Origin of the sequence: Dyella kyungheensis (assembly GCF_016905005.1) — a bacterium.
Lineage (GTDB): Bacteria > Pseudomonadota > Gammaproteobacteria > Xanthomonadales > Rhodanobacteraceae > Dyella > Dyella kyungheensis.
This window is the reverse complement of sequence record NZ_JADIKC010000001.1, coordinates 1-22828: the sequence shown is the minus strand read 5'-3', so window position 1 is coordinate 22828 and position 22828 is coordinate 1. Positions and strand designations below refer to the sequence as shown.

Genomic DNA, 22828 nt, shown 5'->3' with positions numbered 1-22828 from the left:
CTTCCCAACGAGGATTTCGTCATGCAGACCCAGCGAACGGCTTTGGTGGTCGGTGCCAACGGCGGCATCGGCCAGGAAACCTGCAGCGCCCTGCTGAGGCACGGCTGGCAGGTACGCGCCCTGGTCCGCCGGGCTCCCGAGGGCGAACAGCACGGTATCGACTGGCGCATCGGCGACGCCATGCATTGCGCCGACGTGGCCGCGGCCGGCACCGGTGTGGACGTCATCGTCCATGCCGTGAATCCGCCGGGCTACCGTGGATGGGACCGGCTGGTGCTGCCGATGATCGACAACACCATCGCCGCCGCCCGCGTCCACGGTGCCCGCATCGTGCTGCCCGGCACGGTCTACAACTACGGACCGGACGCCTTCCCGCTGCTTCGCGAGGATGCGCCGCAGCACCCGCAAACGCGCAAGGGCGAGATCCGCGTGGCGATGGAGCAGCGCCTGCAGGCGGCATCCGAAGCCGGTGTGCGCGCACTCGTGCTCCGCTGCGGCGATTTCTTCGGCCCGCGCCCAGGCAACAACTGGTTTGCGCAGGGGCTGATGCAGGCCGGCAAACCGGTGAAGCGCCTGAGCTACCCCGGCGACTACGCCATCGGCCACAGCTGGGCCTACCTGCCGGACGTGGCGGAGACCTTGGCGCGGCTGTTGGATCGCGAAAAGGAGCTGGCGCGCTTCGAACGTTTTCACTTCGGCGGCTATTGGGCCGATGGCCAGGCGATGCTCGATGCCGTGCGTCGTGGCAGCGGCGACGACAGCATCAAGGCGGCACGCTTTCCCTGGTGGCTGGCGCAGCTGATGTCGCCGTTCAACGAAACCATGCGCGAGCTCTGCAAGATGCGCTACCTGTGGCGCGAGCCGGTGCAACTCGACGATCGCAAGCTCAAGGCGTTTCTCGGCGGGGACATCTACACGCCGATCGATCAGGCGGTGCGCGCATCGCTCATCGGCGCCGGCTGCATCGCCGCATCGTCCGAACACGCGCTGCTGACGGCGTAACGCACATCACGCCGATCAGTCGATCGGCGTGTGGCGATACTTGACCACGTCGCGCTCCAACACCACCGACGCCGTGTTCGTCCACGAACGGCGGATGTAGGTCACCACCGCAGCGACATCGGCGTCGCTCAGCTGCTGCGCAAACGGCGGCATCGAATAAGGACGCGGATTGCCGTGCGTGACCGGCGCAAAACCGCCCAGCAGGATCACCCGCATCGCATTGATGCCAGTCGGCTCGTTCACCGACGAATTGCCGTTAAGCGGCGGATAGACGCCTGCCACGCCGTTGCCGTCCTTGCCGTGGCAATCCGCGCAACGTTCGCCGTAGACCTTGGCGCCCTGCGCCATGATCGGGCGCGTGTCGAGCGGCGAGTTCTCCGGCGCATTCGCTGGCCGCGCCGGCAACGATTGCAAATAGACGGCGATGGCGCGCAGATCATCCTCATGCAAATGCTGCGTGCTCTGCGTCACCACGTCGGCCATCGGACCGAACGCCGTACCGCGCGCCGATTGTCCCGTCTTCAACAGATCGACGATGTCCTGCTCGCTCCAGCCGGCCAGGCCACCGTTGGCCCGCGTGCTCAGGTCGGGCGCGTACCAGTTCTGTGCGGGAATCTGGCCGCCGGCCAGCGAAGCCTTGCCCTCCTGGCCGCCGAGCGAGTCGCGCGGTGCGTGGCACTCGTTGCAATGGCCAAGGCCTTGCACCAGGTAGGCGCCGCGATTCCATTCATCGGACTTCGATGCATCGCGCTGGAACTCGCCTTCGTGGAAATACAGCGCGCGCCACGCCTTCAAACTGCTGCGCACGCTATAGGGAAACTCCAGCGACGGCTGCAGCGCCGGCGCATGCACCGGCGCCAGCGATTGCAGGTAGGCGAACATCGCCAGCGCATCGTCGCGCGACACCTTGGTGAACGAGGTGTACGAGAACACCGGGTAGAGAAACTCGCCGTGGCGTCCCTTGCCGGCATGCAACGCCTGCCAGAAATCCTCGAAGCTCCAGTCGCCCAGACCGGTCTCGCGATCGGGGGTGATATTGGGCGACGGGATATTGCCGAACGGCGTGGGCAACACACGTCCACCGGCGTAACGGACGCCGCCCTGGCTGGTATGGCATGACGCGCAGTCGCCCACGATGGCGAGGTATTCGCCTTTCGCGATAAGCGCCGGATCCTTCAATGCCGCCGCATTCACTTCGCTGGCGGAGCGCGCTACCGGTGCCTTCGCTTCGTTGTGGAACCACCACCAGCCGCCGGCAGCGAGCAATACGACGATGACGACGATCGCGATGCGCTTCATACGCCGTCTCCCTTGTTGCCGAGCACACCGCAATGCAGCGGTGGCGTGACGCTGCCGGCAGGCTGCGCGTGCATGTCGGCAGGCAACTCACGCGTGGCCAGCCACGCCGAGACAGCGGTGATGTCCGATTCGCTCAGGCGATTGGCGATCTCGGCCATGCAATCGGGCGCCACCGTGGCGCGCGTCTTCGTGCGCCACGAACCCAGCTGAGAACTGACGTAGTCGTACGGCAAACCGACCAGGCCCGGAATATCCGGTTGCACACCAGTGAGCTGGGTGCCGTGGCAGGCCTGACACGGGGGAATCTGTCGCGACGGATCGCCGTGCATCACCAGGGTTTCGCCGCGCTGGCGCGTTTCCGCGGAGATCGTGGGCACGGGCGATCGCGCGTAGGGCACCTCCTGCGCGGCGAAATACTCGGCGATCTCGCGCATGTAGTCGGGGCTCAGCGGCCGCACGGTGTATTCCATCGGGCCGTATTTGCGCAGGCCGTCCTGGAAGTCCTGCAACTGGCGTGCGAGATAGCCGGCCGGCTTGCCCGCAAGCCGGGGAAAGAAGCCGCTTTCCGGCGTGCCTTCGCCGTGCGTGCCGTGACACGCAGTGCATGCTGCAATGCGCTGCTGCAAGGTGTCGGGAATGACCGGATGCGCGGCTTCCTGCGCGCGGGCATTGCCGACCTGCGCCATCAGAACCAGCACGAGCCATGCGCCCAGAACGCGCCCGGCCTGCGACCACTTCGCTGCATGGGTTGTCATGATTCCCCGACCTACGCGTGATGGCGCTGCGATGGGTTTCGGTCGCGCCGGAACGATGGCCGATTATAGGCGCGCGTGGCGATACCGCGGCGACAGAGCCCTGGTCGATGTCACTTAGCGACATCATGCCGCACGATGTTGATGTTGATGCGGGCGGCCGGCTTCACCGTGAGCGAATACCCGCAAACGCTGCAAATCTACTGTGGGAGCGCACCCTGTGCGCGACAAACCGACGGAGCGATACACCCAGGCGTGACTGTCGCGCACAGGGTGCGCTCCCCCTGGCAAGCGTTCGGCGCGACAGCGCTCAGGCCGAAACGGCTCGTGCCGTCGGCGACATTTCCGGCGCGTCGGCGCGCAGCGCGTCGTGCAACAGCAAGGTGATGCCCAGGTGCTGTTCGTTCTCGCGCTCGTGCACTACACCGCCGTAAATCTGCGCGCGTTCGCGCACCGTGCTCATGCCCTGCCCGTTGGTGCCGAGCAGCGAAACCAACTGCCGCCATTCCGGCACCGGTTTGCCGCGCAACGCGGGCGCCGAGCGCACGGCCGTCATGCGCAACACCACCCAGCGCCTGCCATGCGAACTGCCACCGCGGATATGCACGCGGATGCGCTTCATCGGCTCGCGCGCCAGCATGTAGACCAACACCTCGCAGGCCTGCCGGTACAACATCATGTGGACATCCGGCGCCAACAGGTTGAGACCCGTGCCGGTCAACGTGCAGCGGTAAGCCGCGCCCACCAGCGAGGCGGCCTTCGACAACGGACCGCTTTCGAAGGTCGCTGCCAGCCCATGCTCGCGCCAGGCGCGCGGATGCAAGGCATCGGCCAGACGCCGCATTTCCATCTGGGTGAGGTCGAGATGCCGTGCATAGGTGTTTTCCATGCTGGCGGGCAGTACCGGCCGCAGGCGTTCCATCATGCGATGTTGGCCATCGCGCATCGACTGGCCCAGACGATCCAGCGATTCAGCCACGTGCCGCAGCCGCAGTTCCTCCTGGTAGAGGCCTTGCTGCGCCAACAGGAAGCCGCGTTGGCTCTCGCTGCCTGCCTCGCTGCCTGCACGATCGCCGACCGGCTTCGTCGCCATCCGCGCGCCCAGCAGGATCAGGCTCGATACCGCGAACGCGATGAGCGCCTCCGCCTGCATCACGGCGGGATCGCGCTCCACCGTCATGGTGAGCTCGACGGCCACGCTGGCGAGCAGGCCGCCGATCGCGGCGCCCTGCCAGCCCAGGCGCAGCGTGAGCCACGCCACCGGCAGGAACATGGCCATGCGGGCAATTCCCACCACCTCTTCGCTATGACTCGTCAACGCCAGCCAGGCCAGCATCAGCAAGGGCGGTACGACGCCTTTGAGGCAGTCGACGATGGCGATCTTCCTCATCGAGACGGCAGCGGCGCTCTGCTGGCGGGATGACCAGCCGAGCCAGGCGAAAACCGGTGGCACCAGCGTCAGCGCACCCAGGTAACTGCCGAGGAAAAATTCGAGCACGGTGTGCACGGTGAGCGGATGCGGCGTCTCGTCGGGGCGAAACGTCATCGTGGCGAACGACCCGCTGTTGACCAGGGTGCTGACGAGGGCGCCGGCAAAGATGCAGGTCATCAATGCGGTGATGTTCACGCGGCCATCGACGAACAAAGCCATGCGCCGCCGGCACCACGCGATCACTGGCGCCGTCAGCAATATCGGCGGCACCGTGACCAAACATGCCCAGAGTGTTCCAAAACGGTCGTGGTAGGTCCAACCCAGCCCGATCAGCGGGATCGTTTCGCCGATCACCATGGCCGCCCAGTAGCGGCGCGGCACCAGCAGCAGGCAAAGCACGCGCAGGCCGGCGATCAGGTTCCAGTGGGACGCCGTCACCTGCTTCAGCAACACCACGCCCACCGCATAGGCAATGACGATGGCAAGCTGTTGAAGACCTGCATGGGACGCCACGCGTTTCCACGCGTCGCTGTGTCCTTTCGTTGCCGTGACCATCGAGTCGAACCGAACCCCTGTGTTAGAAACGCGCCGGCCGGTCCGTACCTTCAAGGACCGGCATCATCGCGCCGCCAGCGTGGCTGCGATTGTCGCAGGAAACTCCCTGCGCAACGCGCTGCAATGCGGCAGCGTCGCGATTCCCCCTAAGCTGTGCAAAAAGAGCGCCAGGCGCGGGCGCCGGACGCTCTTTTTCACAACTTTTTTGATCAGCGGTTCGACGAGCCGACGGATTTGCGCACGATCAACATCGCCAGTTCCAGCGACTGCTCGTAGTTGAGGCGAGGATCGACCATGGATTTATAGGCCCGATCCAGATCCGCCTCATTGAGATCGCGGGCGCCGCCCATGCATTCGGTCACGTCTTCGCCGGTGAGTTCCAGGTGCACGCCGCCCAGGCGCGTGCCGCAGGCCGCGTGGATGTCGAAGGCCTGGTCGAGTTCACCGCGGATGTTGTCGAAGCGGCGGGTCTTGTAGCCGTTGGAGGTGGTTTCGGTATTGCCATGCATCGGATCGGCTACCCACAACACCCGCCGCCCCTCTCGTTTGACGGCCTCGAGCAGGGGCGGCAAGGCCTTGCCGATCGGCCCGTTGCCCATGCGGTGGATCAGCGTCAGGCGGCCCGGCTCGTCCTCGGGATTGAGCGCATCGATCAGCGGCAGCAGCTGATCAGGCGTCACCGACGGCCCCACCTTCACCGCGATCGGGTTGCGGATGCCGCGGAAATACTCGACATGGGCGCCATCCAGCGCCGCCGTGCGCATGCCGATCCACGGGAAATGCGTGGACAGGTTGAACCAACCCAGATGCCTGGGCACCTGGCGCGTCAGCGCCTGCTCGTAATGCAGCAGCAGCGCTTCGTGCGAGGTGAAGAAATCCACCCGCGAGAACCCGGCAATGGGGCCGGCCAGCGTCTCCATGAAGCGCAGCGAATCGCCGATGGCCGCGACCATGCGGCGGTATTCGGCCGCCAGCGGCGAATGCTCGACCCAGGCCAGATCCCAGTATTCGGGATGGTGCAGATCGGCGAAACCGCCATCGATCAAGGCGCGCACGAAATTCATCGTGAGCGCGGAATGCGCGTGCGCCTGGATCAGCCGCTGCGGATCGGCACGGCGGGCCTCGGGCGTGAATTCGGGGCTATTGACCAGATCGCCGCGAAAGCTGGGCAAGGTCACGCCATCGCGCGTCTCGTTGTCGGTCGAGCGTGGCTTGGCGTACTGCCCGGCGAAGCGGCCCACGCGCAGCACCGGCTTCTTGAGCCCGTGCACCAGCACCAGGCTCATCTGCAGCAGCACCTTGAGCCGGTTGGAGATGATCGGGCTGGTGCAGTCGGCAAAACTCTCGGCGCAATCGCCGCCCTGCAGCAGGAACCGCTGTCCCTCCTGGGCTTCGGCCAGCGCCTTCTTCAGCGACAGGACTTCCCACGAAGTCACCAGCGGCGGCAGCGCGGCGAGCCGCTGCGTGGCCGTGGCCAGCTCGGCCGCGTCTTCGTACAACGGCTGCTGCAGCGCCTGCCGGCTCTGCCAACTCTGCGGCGACCAGCCTTCGGAGTCGTGCGGCGAATGGGGAGAAACAGGCATCAGGTGCGACATAGGACATCAACCAGCTCAGGCACGCTTGCGCGTGGCGGCGTAGACCGCCGCGATCACCAACAGCAGATACCACATCAGCGTCCAGGCCGGCATCGGCAGGCCAAGCACCGGCTCCAGCTTGGCGCACTCGCCCGAACCGGTGAAGACCAGCTTTAGCACCTTGGCGAACGGGAACGTATCCATCATGTAGCCGAGATTCGGGCCGCAGGCCGGAATCTCGTCCGCCGGCAGCGTCTGCAGCCACAGATGGCGCCCTGCCGTGGCGATGCCGCCCAGCGCGCCCAGCAGCACGCCGCCCGCGTAGATCCAGCGAGCTCCGCCGCGAGGCGCATGCACCGCGCCGATCAGGAAAAACACCGCCATCACCATGAAGGCGATGCGCTGAAGGATGCACAAGGGACACGGGATCATGTTGAGCACGTGTTCGGCATACAGCGCGAAGCCCAGCAGGGCGACACAGACGACGAAACCGGCGAGATAAGTGGCGCGATACGACCAGCGGAAAGGATTCATGGGCTGACTTTGCTGCGATGCGAAAGCGGACATTACCCGCTTGCCTGGCCCGTGTCAGCCCTGCCGGATCGCTCGGGCCAGCACGGAAATAGGGGAACTTTCCGCAGGCATGTCCATAAAGCAAAAACCCCGGCAAGTTGCCCTGCCGGGGTTTTGCGAAACGCTTGTTGCGACCGATTACTCGGCAGCTTCGTCCGTCTGCGGGCGATCGACCAGCTCGACGTACGCCATCGGAGCGTTGTCGCCCGGGCGGAAGCCGCACTTGAGGATGCGCAGGTAGCCGCCGGGACGGGTCTGGTAACGCGGACCCAGTTCGACGAACAGCTTGCCGACGGCCTGCTTGTCGCGCAGACGCGCGAAAGCGAGACGACGGTTGGCAACGCCATCGGTCTTGGCGAGCGTGATGAGCGGCTCGGCGACGCGACGGAGTTCCTTCGCCTTGGGAAGGGTGGTGCGGATCAGCTCGTGCTTGATCAGCGACGCGGCCATGTTCTTGAACATGGCTTCGCGGTGGCTGCTCGTGCGGTTGAGCTTGCGACCGGATTTCTGGTGGCGCATGGCAATACTCTCTATGTCTGTTGTTATGAAAAGCCGGCGGTTAGGTCCGACTTCCCGCGGTTACCCGCTGATGAAGCCCTTGGTACTACGGGCTCTTATTGAGCAAGACGGCCAAGCTGGCCGTTTCAGGTGTCTGCAAAATCCGAGGGTAGAACACTCGTCAGAGCACCAATACCGGCGACCAAAGTAGTCACCCAAAACATCGTGCGGTCTTGATACCGCTTTAGCAGCTGGCGAGCGCACCGAAGTACGCTCGCCAGTTTGCCGTTACAGCCGGCGGTCGCGAACGACCACCAAAACACTTAACCCAGCTGCATACCGTGGGACAGACCCGGCGGCGGCCAGTTTTCAAGCTTCATACCGAGCGCGAGACCACGACCACCCAGCACGTCCTTGATTTCGGTCAGGGACTTCTTGCCGAGGTTCGGCGTCTTGAGCAGTTCGACTTCCGTCTTCTGCACCAGGTCGCCGATGTAGTAGATGCTCTCGGCCTTCAGGCAGTTAGCCGAACGCACGGTGAGCTCCAAATCGTCGATCGGGCGCAGCAGCAGCGGATCGAAACCGCCCTTCTCCGCCTTGTCGGTAGCACTCTCGCGGCGCGAGAAGTCACCGAACACCGACAGCTGGTCGTTGAGGATTTCAGCGGCCTTGCGAACCGCGTCTTCCGCACCGATGGTGCCGTTGGTTTCAATGTCGAGCACAAGCTTGTCGAGGTTGGTGCGCTGCTCAACGCGAGCGGCGTCCACTTCGTAGGCAACACGCAGAACCGGCGCGAACGACGCGTCGAGCTGCAGGCGGCCAATCGGACGAGCCTCATCATCCGGATGCTGGCGCGCGCTGGCCGGCTGGTAGCCGACGCCGCGACGCACCTTCAGGCGCATGTTGAGAGCAATGTCCTTGGTCAGGTGGCAGATCACATGCTCGGGGTTGATGATTTCCACCGAGTGGTCGACGGCGATATCGCCGGCGGTGACCACGCCCTTGCCCTTCTTGGACAAGGTCAGGGTGACTTCATCACCCGAATGCTGGCGAATCGCCACGTCCTTGAGGTTGAGCAGGACTTCAATGACGTCCTCCTGCAGGCCTTCCAGGGTGGTGTACTCGTGCAGCACGCCATCAATTTCCACCTCGACGATGGCAGAGCCAGGGATCGAGGAGAGCAGCACGCGGCGCAGCGCGTTGCCCAGGGTGTGGCCAAAACCACGCTCGAGCGGCTCGACCACCACCTTGGCGCGGTTGGCTCCGAGTTGCTCGACGCTGAGGCCGCGAGGGCGCAGCACGCTAGTTGACGAAACTGCCATGCAGGGCTCCGGTTGATTACTTCGAGTAGAGCTCGACGATCAGGCTCTCGTTGATGTCGGTCGGCAGATCGCCGCGGTCCGGCATCGACTTGAACGTACCTTCGAACTTCTTGCTGTCGACTTCGACCCACTGCGGACGCAGGTCCATGGTGTCGAACACGGTTGCCGCTTCCTGCACGCGCAGCTGGGTGCGCGCACGCTCGGTCAGTGCAACCGCATCGCCCGGACGGACCTGGTACGACGGGATGTTCACCTTCTTGCCGTTGACCAGCACAGCCTTGTGGCTGACCAGCTGACGGGCCTGGGCGCGGGTGACCGCGAAACCCATGCGGTAAACGACGTTGTCCAGACGGCTTTCGAGCAGGCGCAGCAGGTTCTCGCCGGTGTTGCCCTTGAGGGTCGACGCCTTGGAGTAGTAGTTGCTGAACTGACGCTCGAGCACGCCGTAGATGCGCTTCACCTTCTGCTTTTCACGCAGCTGGTTGGCGTAGTCGGACATGCGCATGCGCTTGTTGGCGCCATGCTGGCCGGGCTTGTTTTCCAGCTTGCACTTGGAGTCCAGCGCGCGCGCCGGGCTCTTCAGGCTGAGATCTGCACCCTCACGACGGGCGAGTTTGCAGGTAGCTCCACGATAACGGGCCATGGGTATGCTCCTTAGACTCGACGCTTCTTGGGGGGACGGCAGCCGTTGTGCGGAATCGGCGTGACGTCGATGATGTTGAGCACCTTGTAGCCCAGCGCGTTCAGCGAACGCACGGCGGACTCACGACCCGGACCCGGGCCCTTGATGCGCACTTCCACGGTCTTCACACCGTAGTCGCCAGCAGCACGGCCAGCCTTTTCGGCAGCAACCTGGGCAGCGAACGGGGTCGACTTACGCGAACCGCGGAAACCCGCGCCGCCGGCAGTCGCCCACGACAGGGCATTGCCCTGGCGATCGGTGATGGTGACGATGGTGTTGTTGAAGGAGGCCTGCACGTGGGCCACGGCATCCGTGACAACGCGCTTGATCTTCTTCTTGGTCTTGACAGGCTTAGCCATGTTCGGAATCCGTTACTTCTTGATGGCGCGACGCGGACCCTTACGGGTGCGTGCATTGGTACGCGTGCGCTGGCCGCGCACCGGCAGACCACGGCGGTGACGCAGACCGCGGTAGCAACCCAGATCCATCAGACGCTTGATGGCAATACCCACCTCGCGACGCAGATCGCCTTCAACGACGTACTTGCTGATTTCGTGGCGGATCTTCTCCACCTCGCCTTCACTCAGGGACTTGATCTGGGTGGTGGGAACCACGCCAGCGTCCGCGCAGACCTTCTTGGCCCGGCTGCGGCCGATCCCGTAAATGCTCTGCAGGCCAACCCAGACATGCTTCTGGACCGGCAAATTGACACCCGCGATGCGCGCCATGATGTACTTTCTCCGATGCGTTTCGTGCGCGGTAAACGCGCAATTCTAACCTTAAACAACCCATTAGGAAAGCCCTGCGGTACCTGGGGTACCGCCGCCCTCCGACTTAGACCAACTTCACACCACCCCAGCAGCCATCAGTTGCGGCGGAGGTTGGCCTTCTTCAGCAGGCTTTCGTACTGGTGACTGACCAGGTGCGCCTGCACCTGAGCAGTGAAATCCATCACCACAACCACGACGATGAGCAGAGAGGTGCCACCGAAGTAGAACGGGACGTGCCACGCTTTTTGCATAAACGATGGAACCAGGCAGACCAGCACCAGGTACAGCGCGCCGACACCGGTAAGACGGGTCATCACGTTGTCGATGTAGTCGGCCGTGGAGCGGCCCGGGCGGATGCCCGGAATCAAGGCGCCGGAGCGCTTGAGGTTGTCCGCCGTCTCCTGGGAGTTGAACACGATCGCCGTATAGAAGAAGGCGAAGGTGATCACCAGCACCGCGAAGATGATGTCGTACAGCGGCTCGCCCGGAATCAGCGCCTGCGTCAGCTCCGTGATCCAGCGCGACTGGTGCCCCTGGCCGAACCAGGTTGCCGCGGTGGTCGGGAACATCAGCAGACTCGAGGCAAAGATCGGCGGAATCACACCCGCCATATTGACCTTGAGCGGCAGATGCGAGGTCTGGTTCATGTAGGCGCGCTGACCACCGGAGCGGCGCGCGTAGTTCACGGTGATGCGCCGCTGGGCGCGCTCCATGAACACCACGAACGCCGTCACGCCGAGGATCACCGCCACCACCAGCAGCATCTTGATCACCGAGAGCTCGCCGTTGCTGGCCATGCTCAACGTGTGCGCCACCGCACCCGGCAGGCCGGCCACGATACCGGCGAAGATCAGCAGCGAAATGCCGTTGCCGATACCGCGCTCGGTGATCTGCTCGCCCAGCCACATCAGGAACAGCGTGCCGGCGGTAAGGCCGACGACCGATGCCAGGATGAAGCCCATGCCCGGCGTATAGACCACCGGAGCACCGCCCTGGGCGACCTGCTTCTGCAGCGCCACGGCAATGCCGAACGCCTGGAAAGCCGCCAGACCTACCGTGCCAAAGCGGGTGTAGGTGGTCATCTTGCGACGGCCAGCCTCACCTTCCTTGCGCAGCGCCTGCAGGCTCGGGATCACCGAACCCATCATCTGCACCACGATGGAGGCAGAGATGTACGGCACCACGCCAAGCGCGAACACCGAGAAACGTGCCAGCGAGCCACCCGAGAACATGTTGAACATGTTCATCAGGCCGCCGCCCTGCTCGATCAGGTTCGTCATGGCTTCCGGGTTGACGCCCGGAACCGGGATGAAGGAACCGAGACGGAAAACGATCAACGCACCAATCACGAAGAAGATGCGCTGACGCAGTTCCGTCAGCTTGCCGAGCGATCCGAGCGATGTGCCCTGGGCTGACGCCACGTGATTACTCCACGCTGCCGCCGGCAGCTTCGATCGCTGCCTTCGCGCCGGCCGTAGCCAGCACACCCGACAGCTTCACGGCGCGGCCGATTTCGCCCTTGGCGACAACCTTGACCTTCTTCGCGCGGCTGTCGATCAGACCGGCCTGGTGGAGGACGATCGTGTCGATCACGTCAGCCTTGAGCGTGGCCAGCTGATACAGGAACACTTCCTGGCTCTCGGCCTTCTTCAGCGAACGGAAACCGACCTTCGGCAGGCGGCGCTGCAGCGGCATCTGGCCGCCTTCGAAACCGTACTTGTGGGTGCCGCCCGCGCGAGCGTGCTGACCCTTGTGACCGCGACCGGCGGTCTTGCCCAGGCCCGAACCGATACCGCGGCCCAGGCGAAGGCGGGTCTTGCGGGAACCGGCGGCCGGCTTGATGTCGTTAAGACGCATGGTGATTACTCCTCAACCCGCACGAGGTAATAGACCGTGTTGATCAGGCCGCGGACCTGCGGGCTGTCCTTCAGTTCACGGACGTCGTTGAGCTTGTTCAGGCCGAGCGCCTTCACGCTCAGGCGATGACGGCTCTGCACACCGCGCAGGCCCTTGACCAGGCGCACGCGCACGGTGGCGGCGGTTTCGTTGTTCTTAGCCATTGCCCAGCACCTCTTCCAGGGTCTTGCCGCGCTTGGCAGCGATCTGCTTCGGCGAGGCAACGGCCTGCAGGCCCTTGATGGTCGCGCGGACCAGGTTGATCGGGTTGCGCGAACCGACGGCCTTGGCCAGCACGTTCTTCACGCCGACCACTTCCAGCACAGCGCGCATGGCGCCGCCGGCGATCACGCCGGTACCTTCGGAAGCGGGCTGCATGAACACGCGGGCTGCGCCGTGGTTGGCCTTGATGGCATACCACAGGGTGCCGTTGTTCAAATCGATGCTCACCATCTGGCGGCGGGCGCGCTCCATGGCCTTGGAGATGGCGACCGGCACTTCACGCGCCTTGCCATAACCAAAACCCACGCGGCCTTCGCCGTCGCCGACCACGGTCAGCGCAGTGAAGCTCATCTGGCGGCCACCCTTGACGGTCTTGGCCACGCGGTTGACGGCAATCAGCTTCTCGAGCAGGCCGTCTGAATTTTCGCGATCGGTAGAAGACATGTTTTTTTCCATGTGCCCGGCAAGCCGGGACCTTTACTTGCGGCTGAGCCGCTTGGAGTTGTGGGTACTTCTGTTGGCATCAAGTGCCGGCGAACCGGCACTCGATACCGGTCGGCCTTAGAACTTCAGGCCAGCTTCGCGGGCCGCATCGGCCAGCGCCTTGATGCGACCGTGGTAGCGGAAGCCCGAGCGATCGAACGCCACGGACTCGATACCTGCGGCCAGCGCACGCTCAGCCACGGCCTTGCCGACAGCGGCGGCAGCGGTGAGGTTCTTGGTGCCCTTGAGGCCTTCGGCAACCGACTTCTGCACGGTGGAGGCGGCAGCCACCACGTTCTGACCGTCGGCGGCGAACACCTGTGCGTACAGGTGCTGACCGGTGCGATGCACCGACAGGCGAGCCACACCGAGCTTGCGGATGTGGGAGCGAGTCGACTTGGCGCGACGCAGGCGGGATTCGTTCTTGTTCATCGTCATAGTTCCTAGAAGCGGATCGACTAATTAGCCAGTAGCAAGCAGCTCTTCGTGAATAGTGCGGCCATGGATGGCCGCTTCCACACGCAGGGACAGCGTACTAACTCACTTAAGCCTTCTTGGCTTCCTTCAGGGTGATCTTCTCGCCGGAGTAGCGCACGCCCTTGCCCTTATAGGGTTCCGGCGGACGGAAGCCACGGATCTTGGCGGCCACCTCGCCCACGCGCTGCTTGTCCGAACCCTTGATCAGGATTTCGGTCTGCGTCGGGGTTTCGATGGTGATGCCTTCGGGCGCTTCGAACACGACCGGATGCGAGAAGCCCAGGGCAATGTTCAGCGACTTGCCGGCCATCGAAGCACGGTAGCCCACGCCGACCAGCTCGAGCTTGCGCTCGTAACCGTCGGACACGCCCTTGACCATGTTGGCCAGCAGCGCGCGCAGGGTGCCACCGAACTTGTCGTCCGCGCCTTCGGCGAGAACGATGTTGGCCACGCCATTGTCGATATTGATCGAGGCGCCCGGCAGGTGATGGATCGCCAGGGTGCCCTTCGGGCCCTTGACGGAGATGCCGTCAGCGTCGGTCTTGATTTCGACGCCCTTGGGCAGGTTGATCGGTTGTTTGGCTACGCGGGACATCGTCGGCTCCTTATGCGACCTGGCCGATGACTTCGCCGCCCAGACCCTTGGCACGGGCCTGCGCGTCGGTCAGCAGACCGGCGGAAGTCGAGATGATCGAGATACCCAGGCCACCGAGGACCTTCGGCAGCTCGTCCTTACCGCGGTAGACGCGGAGACCGGAACGGCTGACACGGGCAATGGTTTCGATAGCCGGACGGCCTTCGAAATACTTGAGCTTGATCTCGAGCACCGGCTTGCCTTCCGCAGTGGAGGCCTTGGCGTCGAGGATATAGCCCTCATTCTTGAGAAGGTTGGCGATGGCCACCTTCAGCTTCGACGACGGCATGTTTACGGTCTGCTTGCCCGTGAGCTGGGCATTGCGGATGCGCGTAAACAGATCGGCGATGGGATCAGTCATGCTCATGAAAACATCCTTCAGAGTGCACCGATATCCGAAAAACCGGAAATCAATTCAATTGTGAGCCGGCACAGTGCCGACCTGCGGAACGCAGACCGACGACTATAACAGCTTTTTCCGACTTTGCGTACATCAGCGCATAAATCGCGCCAACGGCGGCAGGCTGGCGCCCGCCGCCGCATCGAACGCCAACGGGTCGCAACCCGTCAACGCCCTGTTTGGGGTCTTACCAGCTGGCCTTGCGCAGGCCAGGCACGTCGCCACGCATGGTGGCTTCGCGCAGCTTGTTGCGGCCCAAGCCGAACTTCTGATACACGGCGCGCGGACGGCCGGTCAGAGCACAGCGGGTGCGCTGGCGAGACGGGCTCGCGTCGCGCGGCAGCTTCTGCAGCTTGGTCTGGGCTTCCATCTTCTCGTCATACGAGGAGTTGGGGCTCAGCACGATCGCCTTCAGTTCGGCGCGCTTGGCGGCGTACTTCTTGACGAGCTTGGTCCGCTTGATATCGCGGTTGACCATCGAGGTCTTTGCCATGGATAGATATCTCTCGCGTGTATCAGTTGCGGAACGGGAAGCTGAAAGCTTCCAGCAGCGCCTTGGCTTCTTCGTCCGACTTGGCGGTGGTGGTGATGGAGATATCCATGCCACGCATCGCGTCGACGGCGTCGAAGTCGATTTCCGGGAAGATGATCTGCTCTTTGACGCCGAAGTTGTAGTTACCGCGGCCGTCAAAAGCGCGACCCGACACACCACGGAAGTCGCGCGTACGCGGCAGCGAGATGTTGATCAGGCGATCGAGGAATTCCCACATCTGCGCGCGGCGCAGCGTGACCTTGCAGCCGATCGGCCAACCGTCGCGGATCTTGAACGAGGCAACCGACACGCGGGCCTTGGTCTGGATCGGCTTCTGGCCGGCGATCTTGGCCATGTCGGCCACGGCGTTTTCGAGCACTTTCTTGTTGCCCGCCGCTTCGCCCACGCCCATGTTCAGCGTGATCTTGGTGATGCGGGGAACCTGCATCACGTTCTGGTAACCAAAACGCTCGGTGAGCTTCTGGATGACCTGGTCTTTGTAAAACGTTTCGAGACGCGTCGTCATGATGGATTCCTTACGCGTCCACAACTTCGCCGGAGGACTTGAACACGCGCACCTTACGCCCATCAGAGAGCGTCTTGGCGCCAACGCGTTCACCCTTGCCCGAGGCGGAGTTGAACAGCTGGACGTTGGAGATGTGGATCGAAGCCTCACGCTCGACGATGCCGCCGGCCTGGTTGGCCTGCGGATTCGGCTTGGTGTGACGCTTGACCAGGTTCACGTTGGAGACGAACACGCGGTCGCCGTCAACGCGCAGCACGTCGCCGCGCTGACCCTTGTTTTTGCCGGTGATCACGAGGACCTGATCACCCTTGCGGATACGGTTCATGGTCTAGTCTCCGCTCAGAGCACTTCGGGCGCGAGGGAGACGATCTTCATGAACTTCTCGCTGCGCAGCTCGCGAGTGACCGGCCCGAAGATACGGGTGCCAATCGGCTCGAGCTTGTTGTTGAGGAGGACCGCTGCGTTGCCGTCGAAACGGATCAGCGAGCCATCGGGACGGCGCACACCCTTGGCGGTACGAACCACCACGGCGTTGTACACCTCGCCCTTCTTCACCTTGCCGCGGGGGATGGCATCTTTCACGGTGACCTTGATAACGTCGCCGATCGCGGCGTAACGGCGCTTGGAGCCGCCGAGCACCTTGATGCACATCAGTTCGCGAGCACCGCTGTTATCGGCCGCGGATAGCGTGCTTTGCATCTGGATCATGTCTGCACCCTCCCTTAGACGTTAGCGCGCGTGATGATTTCGACCACGCGGTGATGCTTGGTCTTGGACAAGGGACGGCATTCTGCAATGCGGACCAGGTCGCCCTCGTTCGCGCCCAGGTCGTCCTGCGCGTGAAGCTTGGTCGAACGACGGATGATCTTGCCGATCAGCGGATGCTGTTCCTGGCGCTCGATCAGGACCGTCACGGTCTTGTCCATCTTGTTACTGATGACGCGGCCCTCGAGGGTGCGCGTCTGCTTTTGGTTGTCGCTCATATCAGCCGTCCCTTACTTCTTTCCGCCGAGCACGAACTTCGTGCGGGCGATGTCGCGCCGAACGCGGCGCAGCTGGTGCGGCTGATTGAGCTGGCCGGTGCCCTTCTGCATGCGCAGATTGAACTGCTCCTTGCGGAGGTCCAGCAGATGCTTGTTCAGCTCGTCGGCCGACTTGGTGGTCAAATCTTTGATGGCCATATCACATCACCGCCCGGGTCACGAATTGGGTCTGGACCGAGAGCTTGGCGGCGGCCAGGCGGAACGCCTCGCGTGCCGTCGCCTCGTCGATACCCTCGATTTCATAGAGCATGCGGCCCGGCTGGATCGGAGCGACCCAGTATTCGACGCCACCCTTACCAGCACCCATTCGAACTTCGATGGGCTTCTTGGTGATGGGCTTGTCCGGGTACACGCGGATCCACAGCTTGCCGCCGCGCTTCACAAAACGGGTGATGCAACGACGACCGGCTTCGATCTGACGAGCGGTCAGGGCGCCAAAGGTGGTTGCCTTCAGACCGAACTCGCCAAAGCTGACGAGGTTCGAGGAGAAAGCCAGACCATCGTTACGGCCCTTGAACTGCTTACGGTATTTGGTTCGCTTAGGTTGCAGCATGGCAACTCTCCTTACTTCGCCGTCCGCTCGCGACGGCCTTCACCGCCCTCGCGACGCCCTTCACGACGACCCTCACCACCCTCACGGCGCGGCTGGGACTGCTCTTCCTTCGACTCCTGGCCGGCTGCTGCAAGGTCGAAGATCTCGCCCTTGTAGATCCACACCTTGATGCCGATGACGCCGTAGGTCGTATGAGCCTCGGCGGTGCCGTAGTCGATGTCGGCGCGCAGCGTATGCAGCGGCACGCGACCTTCGCGGCTCCATTCGGAACGAGCAATCTCAGCGCCGTTCAAACGGCCAGAGACATTGATCTTGATACCCAGTGCGCCGAGGCGCATCGCGTTGCCGACCGAGCGCTTCATGGCGCGGCGGAACATGATGCGACGCTCCAGCTGCTGCGCGATCGACTCGGCAACCAGCTGTGCGTCCAGCTCAGGCTTACGGACTTCACTGACGTTGATGTGCGCCGGAACGCCCATCAGGTCACTGACTTCCTTGCGCAGCTTCTCGATATCCTCGCCCTTCTTGCCGATCACCACGCCCGGACGGGCGGTGTGAATCGTCACGCGTGCGGTCTTGGCCGGACGCTCGATGAGGATCTTGGAGATGCCGGCCTGTGCCAGCTTCTTGCGCAGCATCTCGCGGACCTTGAGGTCGGCAGCGAGGTACTGGGCGTATTCGCCCTTGTTGGCGTACCACTTCGAGTTCCAGTCCTTGGCAATGCCGAGGCGGATACCGGTGGGATGAACTTTATGACCCATCGTCTACGTCCTCTTTAGTTGCCAACGACCACAGTGATGTGGCTCGTGCGCTTCAGGATGCGGGAACCGCGACCCTTGGCGCGGGCGTACATGCGCTTCATCGCCGGACCTTCGTCCACGAAGATGCGCGAGACCTTCAGCTCGTCGACGTCAGCACCGAGATTGTTCTCGGCGTTGGCGACGGCCGACAGCAGCACCTTGCGAACGAGGGCTGCGGCCTTCTTGTTGGTGAACTGGAGCACGTCGCTGGCTCGGCCCACGGGCATGCCGCGGACCAGGTCAGCCACCAGGCGTGCCTTCTGCGCCGAAATGCGGGCGCTGCGCAGGATCGCTTTGGCTTCAGTGCTCATCACTTGCCCTTCTTGTCGCCGCCATGGCCCTTGAACGTACGGGTCGTCGCGAACTCGCCGAGCTTGTGCCCGACCATGTTCTCGTTGACCAGCACAGGGACATGCTGACGGCCGTTGTGGATGGCGATGGTCAGGCCGACCATTTCCGGCAGGATCATCGAGCGGCGCGACCAGGTCTTGATCGGACGCTTGTTATTGGCGGAAACGGCGGCTTCCACCTTCTTTACGAGGTGCAGGTCGACAAACGGACCTTTCTTTAGAGAGCGCGGCATGATCGTTTCCTATTACTTGCGACGACGCACGATGAACTGCTGGGTGCGCTTGTTCGAGCGCGTCTTGTAGCCCTTGGCCGGCGTACCCCACGGAGAAACCGGGTGACGACCGCCAGAGGTCTTGCCCTCACCACCGCCATGCGGATGGTCGACCGGGTTCATCACCACACCGCGAACGGTGGGACGAATACCCAACCAGCGCTTGGCGCCGGCCTTGCCGAGCTTCTTCAGGCTGTGCTCGCCGTTGCCCACTTCACCGATGGTGGCGCGGCAATCGACCGGCACGCGGCGCATTTCGCCGGAGCGCAGACGCAGCGTGGCGTAACCCGATTCGCGAGCAACCAGCTGGACCGAAGCGCCGGCGGAACGCGCAATCTGCGCACCCTTGCCCGGACGCATCTCGATGCAGTGGATGGTCGAACCCACCGGGATGGCGCGCAGCGGCAGGCTGTTGCCGGCCTTGATCGGCGCATCGCTGCCCGACACCAGGCGATCGCCTGCCTGCACGCCCTTGGGCGCGATGATGTAACGACGCTCGCCGTCGGCATAGCACAGCAGTGCGATATGCGCGGTGCGGTTCGGATCGTATTCAATGCGCTCGACCTTGGCGGCAATGCCTTCCTTGTCGCGCTTGAAGTCGATGATGCGGTAACGCTGCTTGTGACCGCCGCCCTGGTGGCGAACGGTGATGCGACCGTAGTTATTGCGACCGCCGTTCTTGGTCTTCGCCTCGGTCAACGCCGCGTACGGCGCGCCCTTGTGAAGGCCCTCGGTGCGAACGCTGACTGCGTCGCGACGACCGGGGGAGGTCGGCTTGTGAGTGATCAGTGCCATCTCAATTCAACTCCTGGCTCAGGCTTTGGCCGACACGTCGATGGTCTGGCCATCGGCGAGGCGGACATAGGCCTTACGCTTGCCCTGGCGATTGCCAGTGCGGAAACGGAAGGACTTGACCTTGCCCTTGGCATTGACGAGGTTCACCTGCTCGACCTTGACGTCGAACATCTGTTCCACCGCTGCGCGGACATCGGCCTTGGTTGCTTCGGGAGCAACCACGAATACGTACTGGTTCTTCTCGGCCAGGCGCGCAGCCTTTTCCGAGATGTGCGGCGCACGCAGCGTATTCAGAATGCGTTCGTTGCTCATGCCAGCCACTCCTCGATCTTCTTCACCGCATCGACGGTCATGACGATGTGGTCCGAACCGACCAGGCTGACCGGGTTCAGAGCCAGCACGTCCACGACGTGGATGTACGGGATGTTGCGCGCGGCCAGGAAGGTGGCTTCGTTGGCGTCTTCCGATACCAGCAGCACGCGACCCGAGACCTGCAGTTCAGCCAGCTTGGCAACCATCGCCTTGGTCTTGGGGGTGTCGATGCCGAAGCTCTCGACCACCTTCAGACGGTCCTGACGGATCAGCTCGGCAAGGATCGAACGGATGGCAACGCGGTACGACTTGCGGTTGACCTTCTGCTCGTAGCTGCGCGGCTTGGCAGCGAACGTGCGGCCACCACCGACAAAGATCGGTGCACGGTAGTCACCGTGACGGGCGCCGCCGCCCTTCTGCTTCTTGAACTTCTTGGTGGTGCCGGACATCTCGCCGCGCGACAGCTGCGACTGGGTACCGGCACGGCCGCCCGCCTGATAGGCGATGACGACCTGGTGGATCAGGGCCTGCTTGAGCTCACCGCCGAACACTTCGTCCGACACGTTGAGCGGCTTGGCGCCAATAACATTGAGTTCCATGGCGTCTCTCCTCAGCCCTTGGTCGTCGGACGGATGACGACGTCGCCGCCGGTAGCACCCGGCACCGCGCCCTTCACCGCGATCAGATGACGCTCGGCGTCGACCTTGACCACTTCGAGGCCCTGCTGCGTGCGGTTGACCGCACCCATGTGGCCCGACATCTTCTTGCCCGGGAACACGCGACCCGGGGTCTGACGCTGACCGATAGAACCCGGCGCACGATGCGACAGCGAGTTACCGTGAGTCGCGTCACCCATGGTGAAGTTCCAACGCTTGATGGTGCCCTGGAAGCCCTTGCCCTTCGACACGCCGGCAACGTCAACGATCTGACCTGCCTGAAACACGTCGTCGGCCTTGATCTCGGCGCCCACGCTGTACTTGCCGAGATCGTCGGCAGACACGCGGAACTCCCACAGACCACGACCCGGCTCAACCTTGGCCTTCGCGTAGTGACCCTTCAGCGGCTGCGTCAGCAGGCTGGCACGCTTGACGCCGGCTGCGACCTGCACAGCGCTGTAACCATCGTTTTCTTCCGTCTTCAGCTGCGTGACGCGATTCGGGGTGGCCTCAATGAGGGTCACCGGAATCGAACGGCCATCTTCAGTGAAGAGTCGGCTCATGCCGCACTTGCGGCCAACTAGTCCGATACTCATCTTCGTATCCTGTCTCTCGCTCAACCAAGCTTGATCTGAACGTCCACGCCAGCGGCGAGGTCCAGCTTCATGAGCGCGTCCACGGTTTTGTCGTTGGGGTCGACGATGTCAAGCACGCGCTTGTGGGTACGGGTTTCGTACTGGTCGCGGGCATCTTTGTCGACGTGCGGCGACACCAGAATGGTGTAACGCTCGATCTTGGTCGGGAGCGGAATCGGACCGAGTACCGTTGCGCCAGTGCGCTTGGCAGTCTCGACGATCTCGCTGGCCGAGCGATCGATCAGACGGTGATCGTACGCCTTGAGCCGAATGCGAATCTTTTGGTTCGCCATAAACCGTGTCCTGTTATCGAAAGAACAATTCTTGTGATTCGAGTGAGCTTCTCGCCCACCCGCACAACCCTTTACTACCAACAACCAGTCGCTTCTCGGGCGGCTGATGCCACACCTCAAATCGACCTTAAAAGACTAGGCAGGCCCAAAATGGGCCCGCCTAGACGGAAAAGTATAAAACGCGCGAAATGGCCAGGTCAACAAAGCGTCATGCTTCGTCGTCCGAGCCCTCTCTTGCGTATTGGCCATCCAGGCCAGCGAACTCGAAGCACTTCCTGTGCCTCATTTCGCTGTAAGGTCGTCCGAACCGAGGTTCGGCGACAGGCAAGACGGCGACTATAGCTGACTCTTGCGCGGAAGAAAAGGGCTAAGCGGTTCTTTTTGCGCGATTCCTTGCTTTTTTCTTCAGTGGCCGGCCCTGCGGCCCCTTCGCTCGTCATTCTGGCGTAGGCCGCGACCTTGCTCGTCATCCCGGCGCAGGCCGGGATCCAGTAGCTGTGCATGCGGATTTCGCGAACACAGAAAAAGAGCGCTCAATTCAGCTCGACAACCGGATTTCGCCGCTACTGGATTCCGGCCTGCGCCGGATTGACGATCTAAAGCACGTGTCGCGCGCAGCCCATAAAAAAAGCCGGCCTTGAGGCCGGCTTTTTCAGGTTGCCGCCCGAGAGCGGCATCCGAGTCTTACTTGATGACCTTGGCCACCACGCCGGCGCCGACGGTGCGGCCGCCTTCGCGGATGGCGAAACGCAGGCCTTCGTCCATCGCGATCGGGTGGATCAGGGACACCACCATCTTCACGTTGTCGCCCGGCATCACCATTTCCACGCCTTCCGGCAGCTGGCAGGCGCCCGTCACGTCGGTCGTGCGGAAGTAGAACTGCGGGCGGTAGCCCTTGAAGAACGGGGTATGACGGCCACCTTCGTCCTTCGACAGCACATAGACTTCGGCTTCGAAATCGGTGTGCGGGGTGATCGTGCCCGGCTTGGCCAGCACCTGGCCACGCTCGACGTCGTCACGCTTGAGACCACGCAGCAGCAGACCGGCGTTGTCGCCTGCCTGACCCTGGTCCAGCAGCTTGCGGAACATTTCCACGCCCGTGACGGTGGTCTTCTGGGTCGGACGGATGCCGACCACTTCGACTTCGTCACCGACCTTGATGATGCCGCGCTCGATACGACCGGTCACCACGGTGCCGCGGCCCGAGATCGAGAACACGTCTTCCACCGGCATCAGGAACGGCTTGTCGATCGCACGCACCGGCTCCGGGATGTAGCTGTCCAGCGCGTCGACGAGGGCGATGATCGCCGGCACGCCGATTTCCGACTGGTCGCCTTCCAGCGCCTTCAGGGCCGAACCCTTGATGATCGGGGTGTCGTCGCCCGGGAAGTCGTACTTGGAGAGCAGTTCACGCACTTCCATTTCGACCAGCTCGAGCAGCTCGGCGTCGTCCACCATGTCGGCCTTGTTCAGGAACACGACGATGTACG

Annotated in this window: 34 protein-coding genes; 1 reads left to right on the top strand and 33 read right to left on the bottom strand. The window is 63.2% G+C overall.

From position 1 onward, the window contains the following. Positions 1 to 21: 21 nt before the first annotated feature. Positions 22 to 1002, top strand: coding sequence for an NAD-dependent epimerase/dehydratase family protein (locus ISP20_RS00170; RefSeq protein WP_204634050.1), 981 nt, complete (start codon positions 22 to 24; stop codon positions 1000 to 1002). A gap of 15 nt (positions 1003 to 1017) precedes the next feature. Here ISP20_RS00170 and ISP20_RS00165 read toward each other — a convergent pair whose 3' ends face one another. From ISP20_RS00165 to ISP20_RS00005, 33 genes are all read right to left on the bottom strand, one after another. Continuing rightward, positions 1018 to 2301, bottom strand: coding sequence for a c-type cytochrome (locus tag ISP20_RS00165; RefSeq protein ID WP_204634049.1), 1284 nt, complete (start codon positions 2299 to 2301; stop codon positions 1018 to 1020). Further along, positions 2298 to 3056, bottom strand: coding sequence for a c-type cytochrome (locus tag ISP20_RS00160; RefSeq protein ID WP_204634048.1), 759 nt, complete (start codon positions 3054 to 3056; stop codon positions 2298 to 2300). The genes ISP20_RS00165 and ISP20_RS00160 overlap by 4 nt, the downstream gene beginning before the upstream one ends. A 307-nt stretch (positions 3057 to 3363) precedes the next feature. Then, entirely contained in the window at positions 3364 to 4998 is a 1635-nt protein-coding gene (locus tag ISP20_RS00155; protein ID WP_204634047.1) for an MASE1 domain-containing protein, read from the bottom strand. A gap of 251 nt (positions 4999 to 5249) precedes the next feature. Next, a complete protein-coding gene (locus tag ISP20_RS00150) occupies positions 5250 to 6635 on the bottom strand; it encodes a class II 3-deoxy-7-phosphoheptulonate synthase (RefSeq protein ID WP_239535121.1) in 1386 nt (461 codons plus the stop codon). Between the two features lie 15 nt (positions 6636 to 6650). Then, positions 6651 to 7148, bottom strand: a complete 498-nt coding sequence (locus ISP20_RS00145; RefSeq protein ID WP_204634046.1) for a disulfide bond formation protein B — start codon at positions 7146 to 7148, stop codon at positions 6651 to 6653. Positions 7149 to 7325: 177 nt separating this feature from the next. After that, complete coding sequence (gene rplQ / locus ISP20_RS00140; RefSeq protein WP_121881660.1) at positions 7326 to 7706, bottom strand: 50S ribosomal protein L17; 381 nt, start codon at positions 7704 to 7706, stop codon at positions 7326 to 7328. Between the two features lie 302 nt (positions 7707 to 8008). After that, positions 8009 to 9007, bottom strand: coding sequence for a DNA-directed RNA polymerase subunit alpha (locus ISP20_RS00135; protein WP_026033857.1), 999 nt, complete (start codon positions 9005 to 9007; stop codon positions 8009 to 8011). A gap of 16 nt (positions 9008 to 9023) precedes the next feature. Continuing rightward, positions 9024 to 9650: a 30S ribosomal protein S4 gene (gene rpsD / locus ISP20_RS00130; RefSeq protein ID WP_046972894.1), complete on the bottom strand. Its 627-nt coding sequence runs from the start codon at positions 9648 to 9650 to the stop codon at positions 9024 to 9026. An 11-nt stretch (positions 9651 to 9661) separates the two neighbouring features. Further along, positions 9662 to 10048: a 30S ribosomal protein S11 gene (rpsK, locus tag ISP20_RS00125; RefSeq protein WP_007513384.1), complete on the bottom strand. Its 387-nt coding sequence runs from the start codon at positions 10046 to 10048 to the stop codon at positions 9662 to 9664. Between the two features lie 12 nt (positions 10049 to 10060). Then, entirely contained in the window at positions 10061 to 10417 is a 357-nt protein-coding gene (gene rpsM / locus ISP20_RS00120; RefSeq protein WP_046972895.1) for a 30S ribosomal protein S13, read from the bottom strand. Between the two features lie 137 nt (positions 10418 to 10554). Then, positions 10555 to 11880, bottom strand: a complete 1326-nt coding sequence (gene secY, locus ISP20_RS00115) for a preprotein translocase subunit SecY (RefSeq protein WP_204634045.1) — start codon at positions 11878 to 11880, stop codon at positions 10555 to 10557. 4 nt (positions 11881 to 11884) lie between these two features. Continuing rightward, on the bottom strand, positions 11885 to 12322 hold the full coding sequence (rplO, locus tag ISP20_RS00110) for a 50S ribosomal protein L15 (RefSeq protein ID WP_204634583.1): 438 nt from the start codon (positions 12320 to 12322) through the stop codon (positions 11885 to 11887). After that, positions 12322 to 12519, bottom strand: a complete 198-nt coding sequence (gene rpmD, locus ISP20_RS00105; protein ID WP_114239844.1) for a 50S ribosomal protein L30 — start codon at positions 12517 to 12519, stop codon at positions 12322 to 12324. The genes rplO and rpmD overlap by 1 nt, the downstream gene beginning before the upstream one ends. Continuing rightward, a complete protein-coding gene (gene rpsE / locus ISP20_RS00100; protein ID WP_046972899.1) occupies positions 12512 to 13021 on the bottom strand; it encodes a 30S ribosomal protein S5 in 510 nt (169 codons plus the stop codon). The genes rpmD and rpsE overlap by 8 nt, the downstream gene beginning before the upstream one ends. A 117-nt stretch (positions 13022 to 13138) precedes the next feature. Further along, complete coding sequence (gene rplR / locus ISP20_RS00095; RefSeq protein ID WP_204634044.1) at positions 13139 to 13498, bottom strand: 50S ribosomal protein L18; 360 nt, start codon at positions 13496 to 13498, stop codon at positions 13139 to 13141. A gap of 106 nt (positions 13499 to 13604) precedes the next feature. After that, positions 13605 to 14132 carry a 50S ribosomal protein L6 gene (gene rplF / locus ISP20_RS00090; RefSeq protein ID WP_204634043.1) on the bottom strand — a complete coding sequence of 176 codons (528 nt, stop codon included), beginning with the start codon at positions 14130 to 14132 and terminating at the stop codon, positions 13605 to 13607. A gap of 10 nt (positions 14133 to 14142) precedes the next feature. Then, positions 14143 to 14538, bottom strand: coding sequence for a 30S ribosomal protein S8 (rpsH, locus tag ISP20_RS00085; RefSeq protein ID WP_204634042.1), 396 nt, complete (start codon positions 14536 to 14538; stop codon positions 14143 to 14145). A 220-nt stretch (positions 14539 to 14758) separates the two neighbouring features. Then, complete coding sequence (gene rpsN, locus ISP20_RS00080; protein ID WP_204634041.1) at positions 14759 to 15064, bottom strand: 30S ribosomal protein S14; 306 nt, start codon at positions 15062 to 15064, stop codon at positions 14759 to 14761. Between the two features lie 22 nt (positions 15065 to 15086). Beyond that, positions 15087 to 15629 (bottom strand): 50S ribosomal protein L5, encoded by a 543-nt coding sequence (gene rplE, locus ISP20_RS00075; protein ID WP_204634040.1) that lies wholly within the window; start codon positions 15627 to 15629, stop codon positions 15087 to 15089. Between the two features lie 10 nt (positions 15630 to 15639). Then, a complete protein-coding gene (gene rplX, locus ISP20_RS00070) occupies positions 15640 to 15954 on the bottom strand; it encodes a 50S ribosomal protein L24 (RefSeq protein WP_204634039.1) in 315 nt (104 codons plus the stop codon). A 14-nt stretch (positions 15955 to 15968) separates the two neighbouring features. Further along, entirely contained in the window at positions 15969 to 16337 is a 369-nt protein-coding gene (gene rplN / locus ISP20_RS00065; protein WP_038620422.1) for a 50S ribosomal protein L14, read from the bottom strand. Positions 16338 to 16351: 14 nt separating this feature from the next. Beyond that, positions 16352 to 16612 carry a 30S ribosomal protein S17 gene (rpsQ, locus tag ISP20_RS00060; RefSeq protein ID WP_038620426.1) on the bottom strand — a complete coding sequence of 87 codons (261 nt, stop codon included), beginning with the start codon at positions 16610 to 16612 and terminating at the stop codon, positions 16352 to 16354. Positions 16613 to 16624: 12 nt separating this feature from the next. Further along, entirely contained in the window at positions 16625 to 16810 is a 186-nt protein-coding gene (gene rpmC / locus ISP20_RS00055) for a 50S ribosomal protein L29 (protein WP_046972906.1), read from the bottom strand. A 1-nt stretch (position 16811) separates the two neighbouring features. Then, positions 16812 to 17225, bottom strand: a complete 414-nt coding sequence (gene rplP, locus ISP20_RS00050) for a 50S ribosomal protein L16 (protein ID WP_019464892.1) — start codon at positions 17223 to 17225, stop codon at positions 16812 to 16814. 11 nt (positions 17226 to 17236) lie between these two features. After that, entirely contained in the window at positions 17237 to 17986 is a 750-nt protein-coding gene (rpsC, locus tag ISP20_RS00045) for a 30S ribosomal protein S3 (protein ID WP_121881668.1), read from the bottom strand. Between the two features lie 14 nt (positions 17987 to 18000). Continuing rightward, the gene (gene rplV / locus ISP20_RS00040; RefSeq protein WP_204634038.1) at positions 18001 to 18336 is read right to left on the bottom strand and encodes a 50S ribosomal protein L22; all 336 of its coding nucleotides are present in this window, start codon (positions 18334 to 18336) and stop codon (positions 18001 to 18003) included. Then, positions 18336 to 18608: a 30S ribosomal protein S19 gene (gene rpsS, locus ISP20_RS00035; RefSeq protein ID WP_046972909.1), complete on the bottom strand. Its 273-nt coding sequence runs from the start codon at positions 18606 to 18608 to the stop codon at positions 18336 to 18338. Before rpsS ends, rplV begins: the two co-directional genes overlap by 1 nt. Before the next feature lie 12 nt (positions 18609 to 18620). After that, positions 18621 to 19442: a 50S ribosomal protein L2 gene (gene rplB, locus ISP20_RS00030; RefSeq protein WP_046972910.1), complete on the bottom strand. Its 822-nt coding sequence runs from the start codon at positions 19440 to 19442 to the stop codon at positions 18621 to 18623. Between the two features lie 18 nt (positions 19443 to 19460). Further along, on the bottom strand, positions 19461 to 19754 hold the full coding sequence (rplW, locus tag ISP20_RS00025) for a 50S ribosomal protein L23 (protein WP_046972911.1): 294 nt from the start codon (positions 19752 to 19754) through the stop codon (positions 19461 to 19463). After that, complete coding sequence (rplD, locus tag ISP20_RS00020; protein ID WP_204634037.1) at positions 19751 to 20353, bottom strand: 50S ribosomal protein L4; 603 nt, start codon at positions 20351 to 20353, stop codon at positions 19751 to 19753. The genes rplW and rplD overlap by 4 nt, the downstream gene beginning before the upstream one ends. An 11-nt stretch (positions 20354 to 20364) precedes the next feature. Next, the gene (rplC, locus tag ISP20_RS00015; protein ID WP_046972913.1) at positions 20365 to 21006 is read right to left on the bottom strand and encodes a 50S ribosomal protein L3; all 642 of its coding nucleotides are present in this window, start codon (positions 21004 to 21006) and stop codon (positions 20365 to 20367) included. A gap of 20 nt (positions 21007 to 21026) precedes the next feature. After that, positions 21027 to 21338: a 30S ribosomal protein S10 gene (gene rpsJ / locus ISP20_RS00010; RefSeq protein ID WP_017461875.1), complete on the bottom strand. Its 312-nt coding sequence runs from the start codon at positions 21336 to 21338 to the stop codon at positions 21027 to 21029. A 684-nt stretch (positions 21339 to 22022) separates the two neighbouring features. Beyond that, positions 22023 to 22828: elongation factor Tu (locus tag ISP20_RS00005; protein WP_204634036.1), on the bottom strand; the 806-nt coding region annotated here is incomplete at its 5' end.

What these genes read in the sequence shown, in the direction of transcription:
- ISP20_RS00170 (WP_204634050.1), top strand. Translation starts at nt 22, where the DNA reads ATGCAGACCCAGCGAACGGCTTTGGTGGTCGGTGCCAACGGCGGCATC.
- ISP20_RS00165 (WP_204634049.1), bottom strand. Translation starts at nt 2,301, where the DNA reads ATGAAGCGCATCGCGATCGTCGTCATCGTCGTATTGCTCGCTGCCGGC.
- ISP20_RS00160 (WP_204634048.1), bottom strand. Translation starts at nt 3,056, where the DNA reads ATGACAACCCATGCAGCGAAGTGGTCGCAGGCCGGGCGCGTTCTGGGC.
- ISP20_RS00150 (WP_239535121.1), bottom strand. Translation starts at nt 6,635, where the DNA reads ATGTCGCACCTGATGCCTGTTTCTCCCCATTCGCCGCACGACTCCGAA.
- ISP20_RS00145 (WP_204634046.1), bottom strand. Translation starts at nt 7,148, where the DNA reads ATGAATCCTTTCCGCTGGTCGTATCGCGCCACTTATCTCGCCGGTTTC.
- rplQ (WP_121881660.1), bottom strand. Translation starts at nt 7,706, where the DNA reads ATGCGCCACCAGAAATCCGGTCGCAAGCTCAACCGCACGAGCAGCCAC.
- ISP20_RS00135 (WP_026033857.1), bottom strand. Translation starts at nt 9,007, where the DNA reads ATGGCAGTTTCGTCAACTAGCGTGCTGCGCCCTCGCGGCCTCAGCGTC.
- rpsD (WP_046972894.1), bottom strand. Translation starts at nt 9,650, where the DNA reads ATGGCCCGTTATCGTGGAGCTACCTGCAAACTCGCCCGTCGTGAGGGT.
- rpsK (WP_007513384.1), bottom strand. Translation starts at nt 10,048, where the DNA reads ATGGCTAAGCCTGTCAAGACCAAGAAGAAGATCAAGCGCGTTGTCACG.
- rpsM (WP_046972895.1), bottom strand. Translation starts at nt 10,417, where the DNA reads ATGGCGCGCATCGCGGGTGTCAATTTGCCGGTCCAGAAGCATGTCTGG.
- rpmD (WP_114239844.1), bottom strand. Translation starts at nt 12,519, where the DNA reads ATGGCTAAGAACAACGAAACCGCCGCCACCGTGCGCGTGCGCCTGGTC.
- rpsE (WP_046972899.1), bottom strand. Translation starts at nt 13,021, where the DNA reads ATGTCTTCTACCGATCGCGAAAATTCAGACGGCCTGCTCGAGAAGCTG.
- rplR (WP_204634044.1), bottom strand. Translation starts at nt 13,498, where the DNA reads ATGACGATGAACAAGAACGAATCCCGCCTGCGTCGCGCCAAGTCGACT.
- rplF (WP_204634043.1), bottom strand. Translation starts at nt 14,132, where the DNA reads ATGTCCCGCGTAGCCAAACAACCGATCAACCTGCCCAAGGGCGTCGAA.
- rpsH (WP_204634042.1), bottom strand. Translation starts at nt 14,538, where the DNA reads ATGAGCATGACTGATCCCATCGCCGATCTGTTTACGCGCATCCGCAAT.
- rpsN (WP_204634041.1), bottom strand. Translation starts at nt 15,064, where the DNA reads ATGGCAAAGACCTCGATGGTCAACCGCGATATCAAGCGGACCAAGCTC.
- rplE (WP_204634040.1), bottom strand. Translation starts at nt 15,629, where the DNA reads ATGACGACGCGTCTCGAAACGTTTTACAAAGACCAGGTCATCCAGAAG.
- rplX (WP_204634039.1), bottom strand. Translation starts at nt 15,954, where the DNA reads ATGAACCGTATCCGCAAGGGTGATCAGGTCCTCGTGATCACCGGCAAA.
- rplN (WP_038620422.1), bottom strand. Translation starts at nt 16,337, where the DNA reads ATGATCCAGATGCAAAGCACGCTATCCGCGGCCGATAACAGCGGTGCT.
- rpsQ (WP_038620426.1), bottom strand. Translation starts at nt 16,612, where the DNA reads ATGAGCGACAACCAAAAGCAGACGCGCACCCTCGAGGGCCGCGTCATC.
- rpmC (WP_046972906.1), bottom strand. Translation starts at nt 16,810, where the DNA reads ATGGCCATCAAAGATTTGACCACCAAGTCGGCCGACGAGCTGAACAAG.
- rplP (WP_019464892.1), bottom strand. Translation starts at nt 17,225, where the DNA reads ATGCTGCAACCTAAGCGAACCAAATACCGTAAGCAGTTCAAGGGCCGT.
- rpsC (WP_121881668.1), bottom strand. Translation starts at nt 17,986, where the DNA reads ATGGGTCATAAAGTTCATCCCACCGGTATCCGCCTCGGCATTGCCAAG.
- rplV (WP_204634038.1), bottom strand. Translation starts at nt 18,336, where the DNA reads ATGAGCACTGAAGCCAAAGCGATCCTGCGCAGCGCCCGCATTTCGGCG.
- rpsS (WP_046972909.1), bottom strand. Translation starts at nt 18,608, where the DNA reads ATGCCGCGCTCTCTAAAGAAAGGTCCGTTTGTCGACCTGCACCTCGTA.
- rplB (WP_046972910.1), bottom strand. Translation starts at nt 19,442, where the DNA reads ATGGCACTGATCACTCACAAGCCGACCTCCCCCGGTCGTCGCGACGCA.
- rplW (WP_046972911.1), bottom strand. Translation starts at nt 19,754, where the DNA reads ATGAGCAACGAACGCATTCTGAATACGCTGCGTGCGCCGCACATCTCG.
- rplD (WP_204634037.1), bottom strand. Translation starts at nt 20,353, where the DNA reads ATGGAACTCAATGTTATTGGCGCCAAGCCGCTCAACGTGTCGGACGAA.
- rplC (WP_046972913.1), bottom strand. Translation starts at nt 21,006, where the DNA reads ATGAGTATCGGACTAGTTGGCCGCAAGTGCGGCATGAGCCGACTCTTC.
- rpsJ (WP_017461875.1), bottom strand. Translation starts at nt 21,338, where the DNA reads ATGGCGAACCAAAAGATTCGCATTCGGCTCAAGGCGTACGATCACCGT.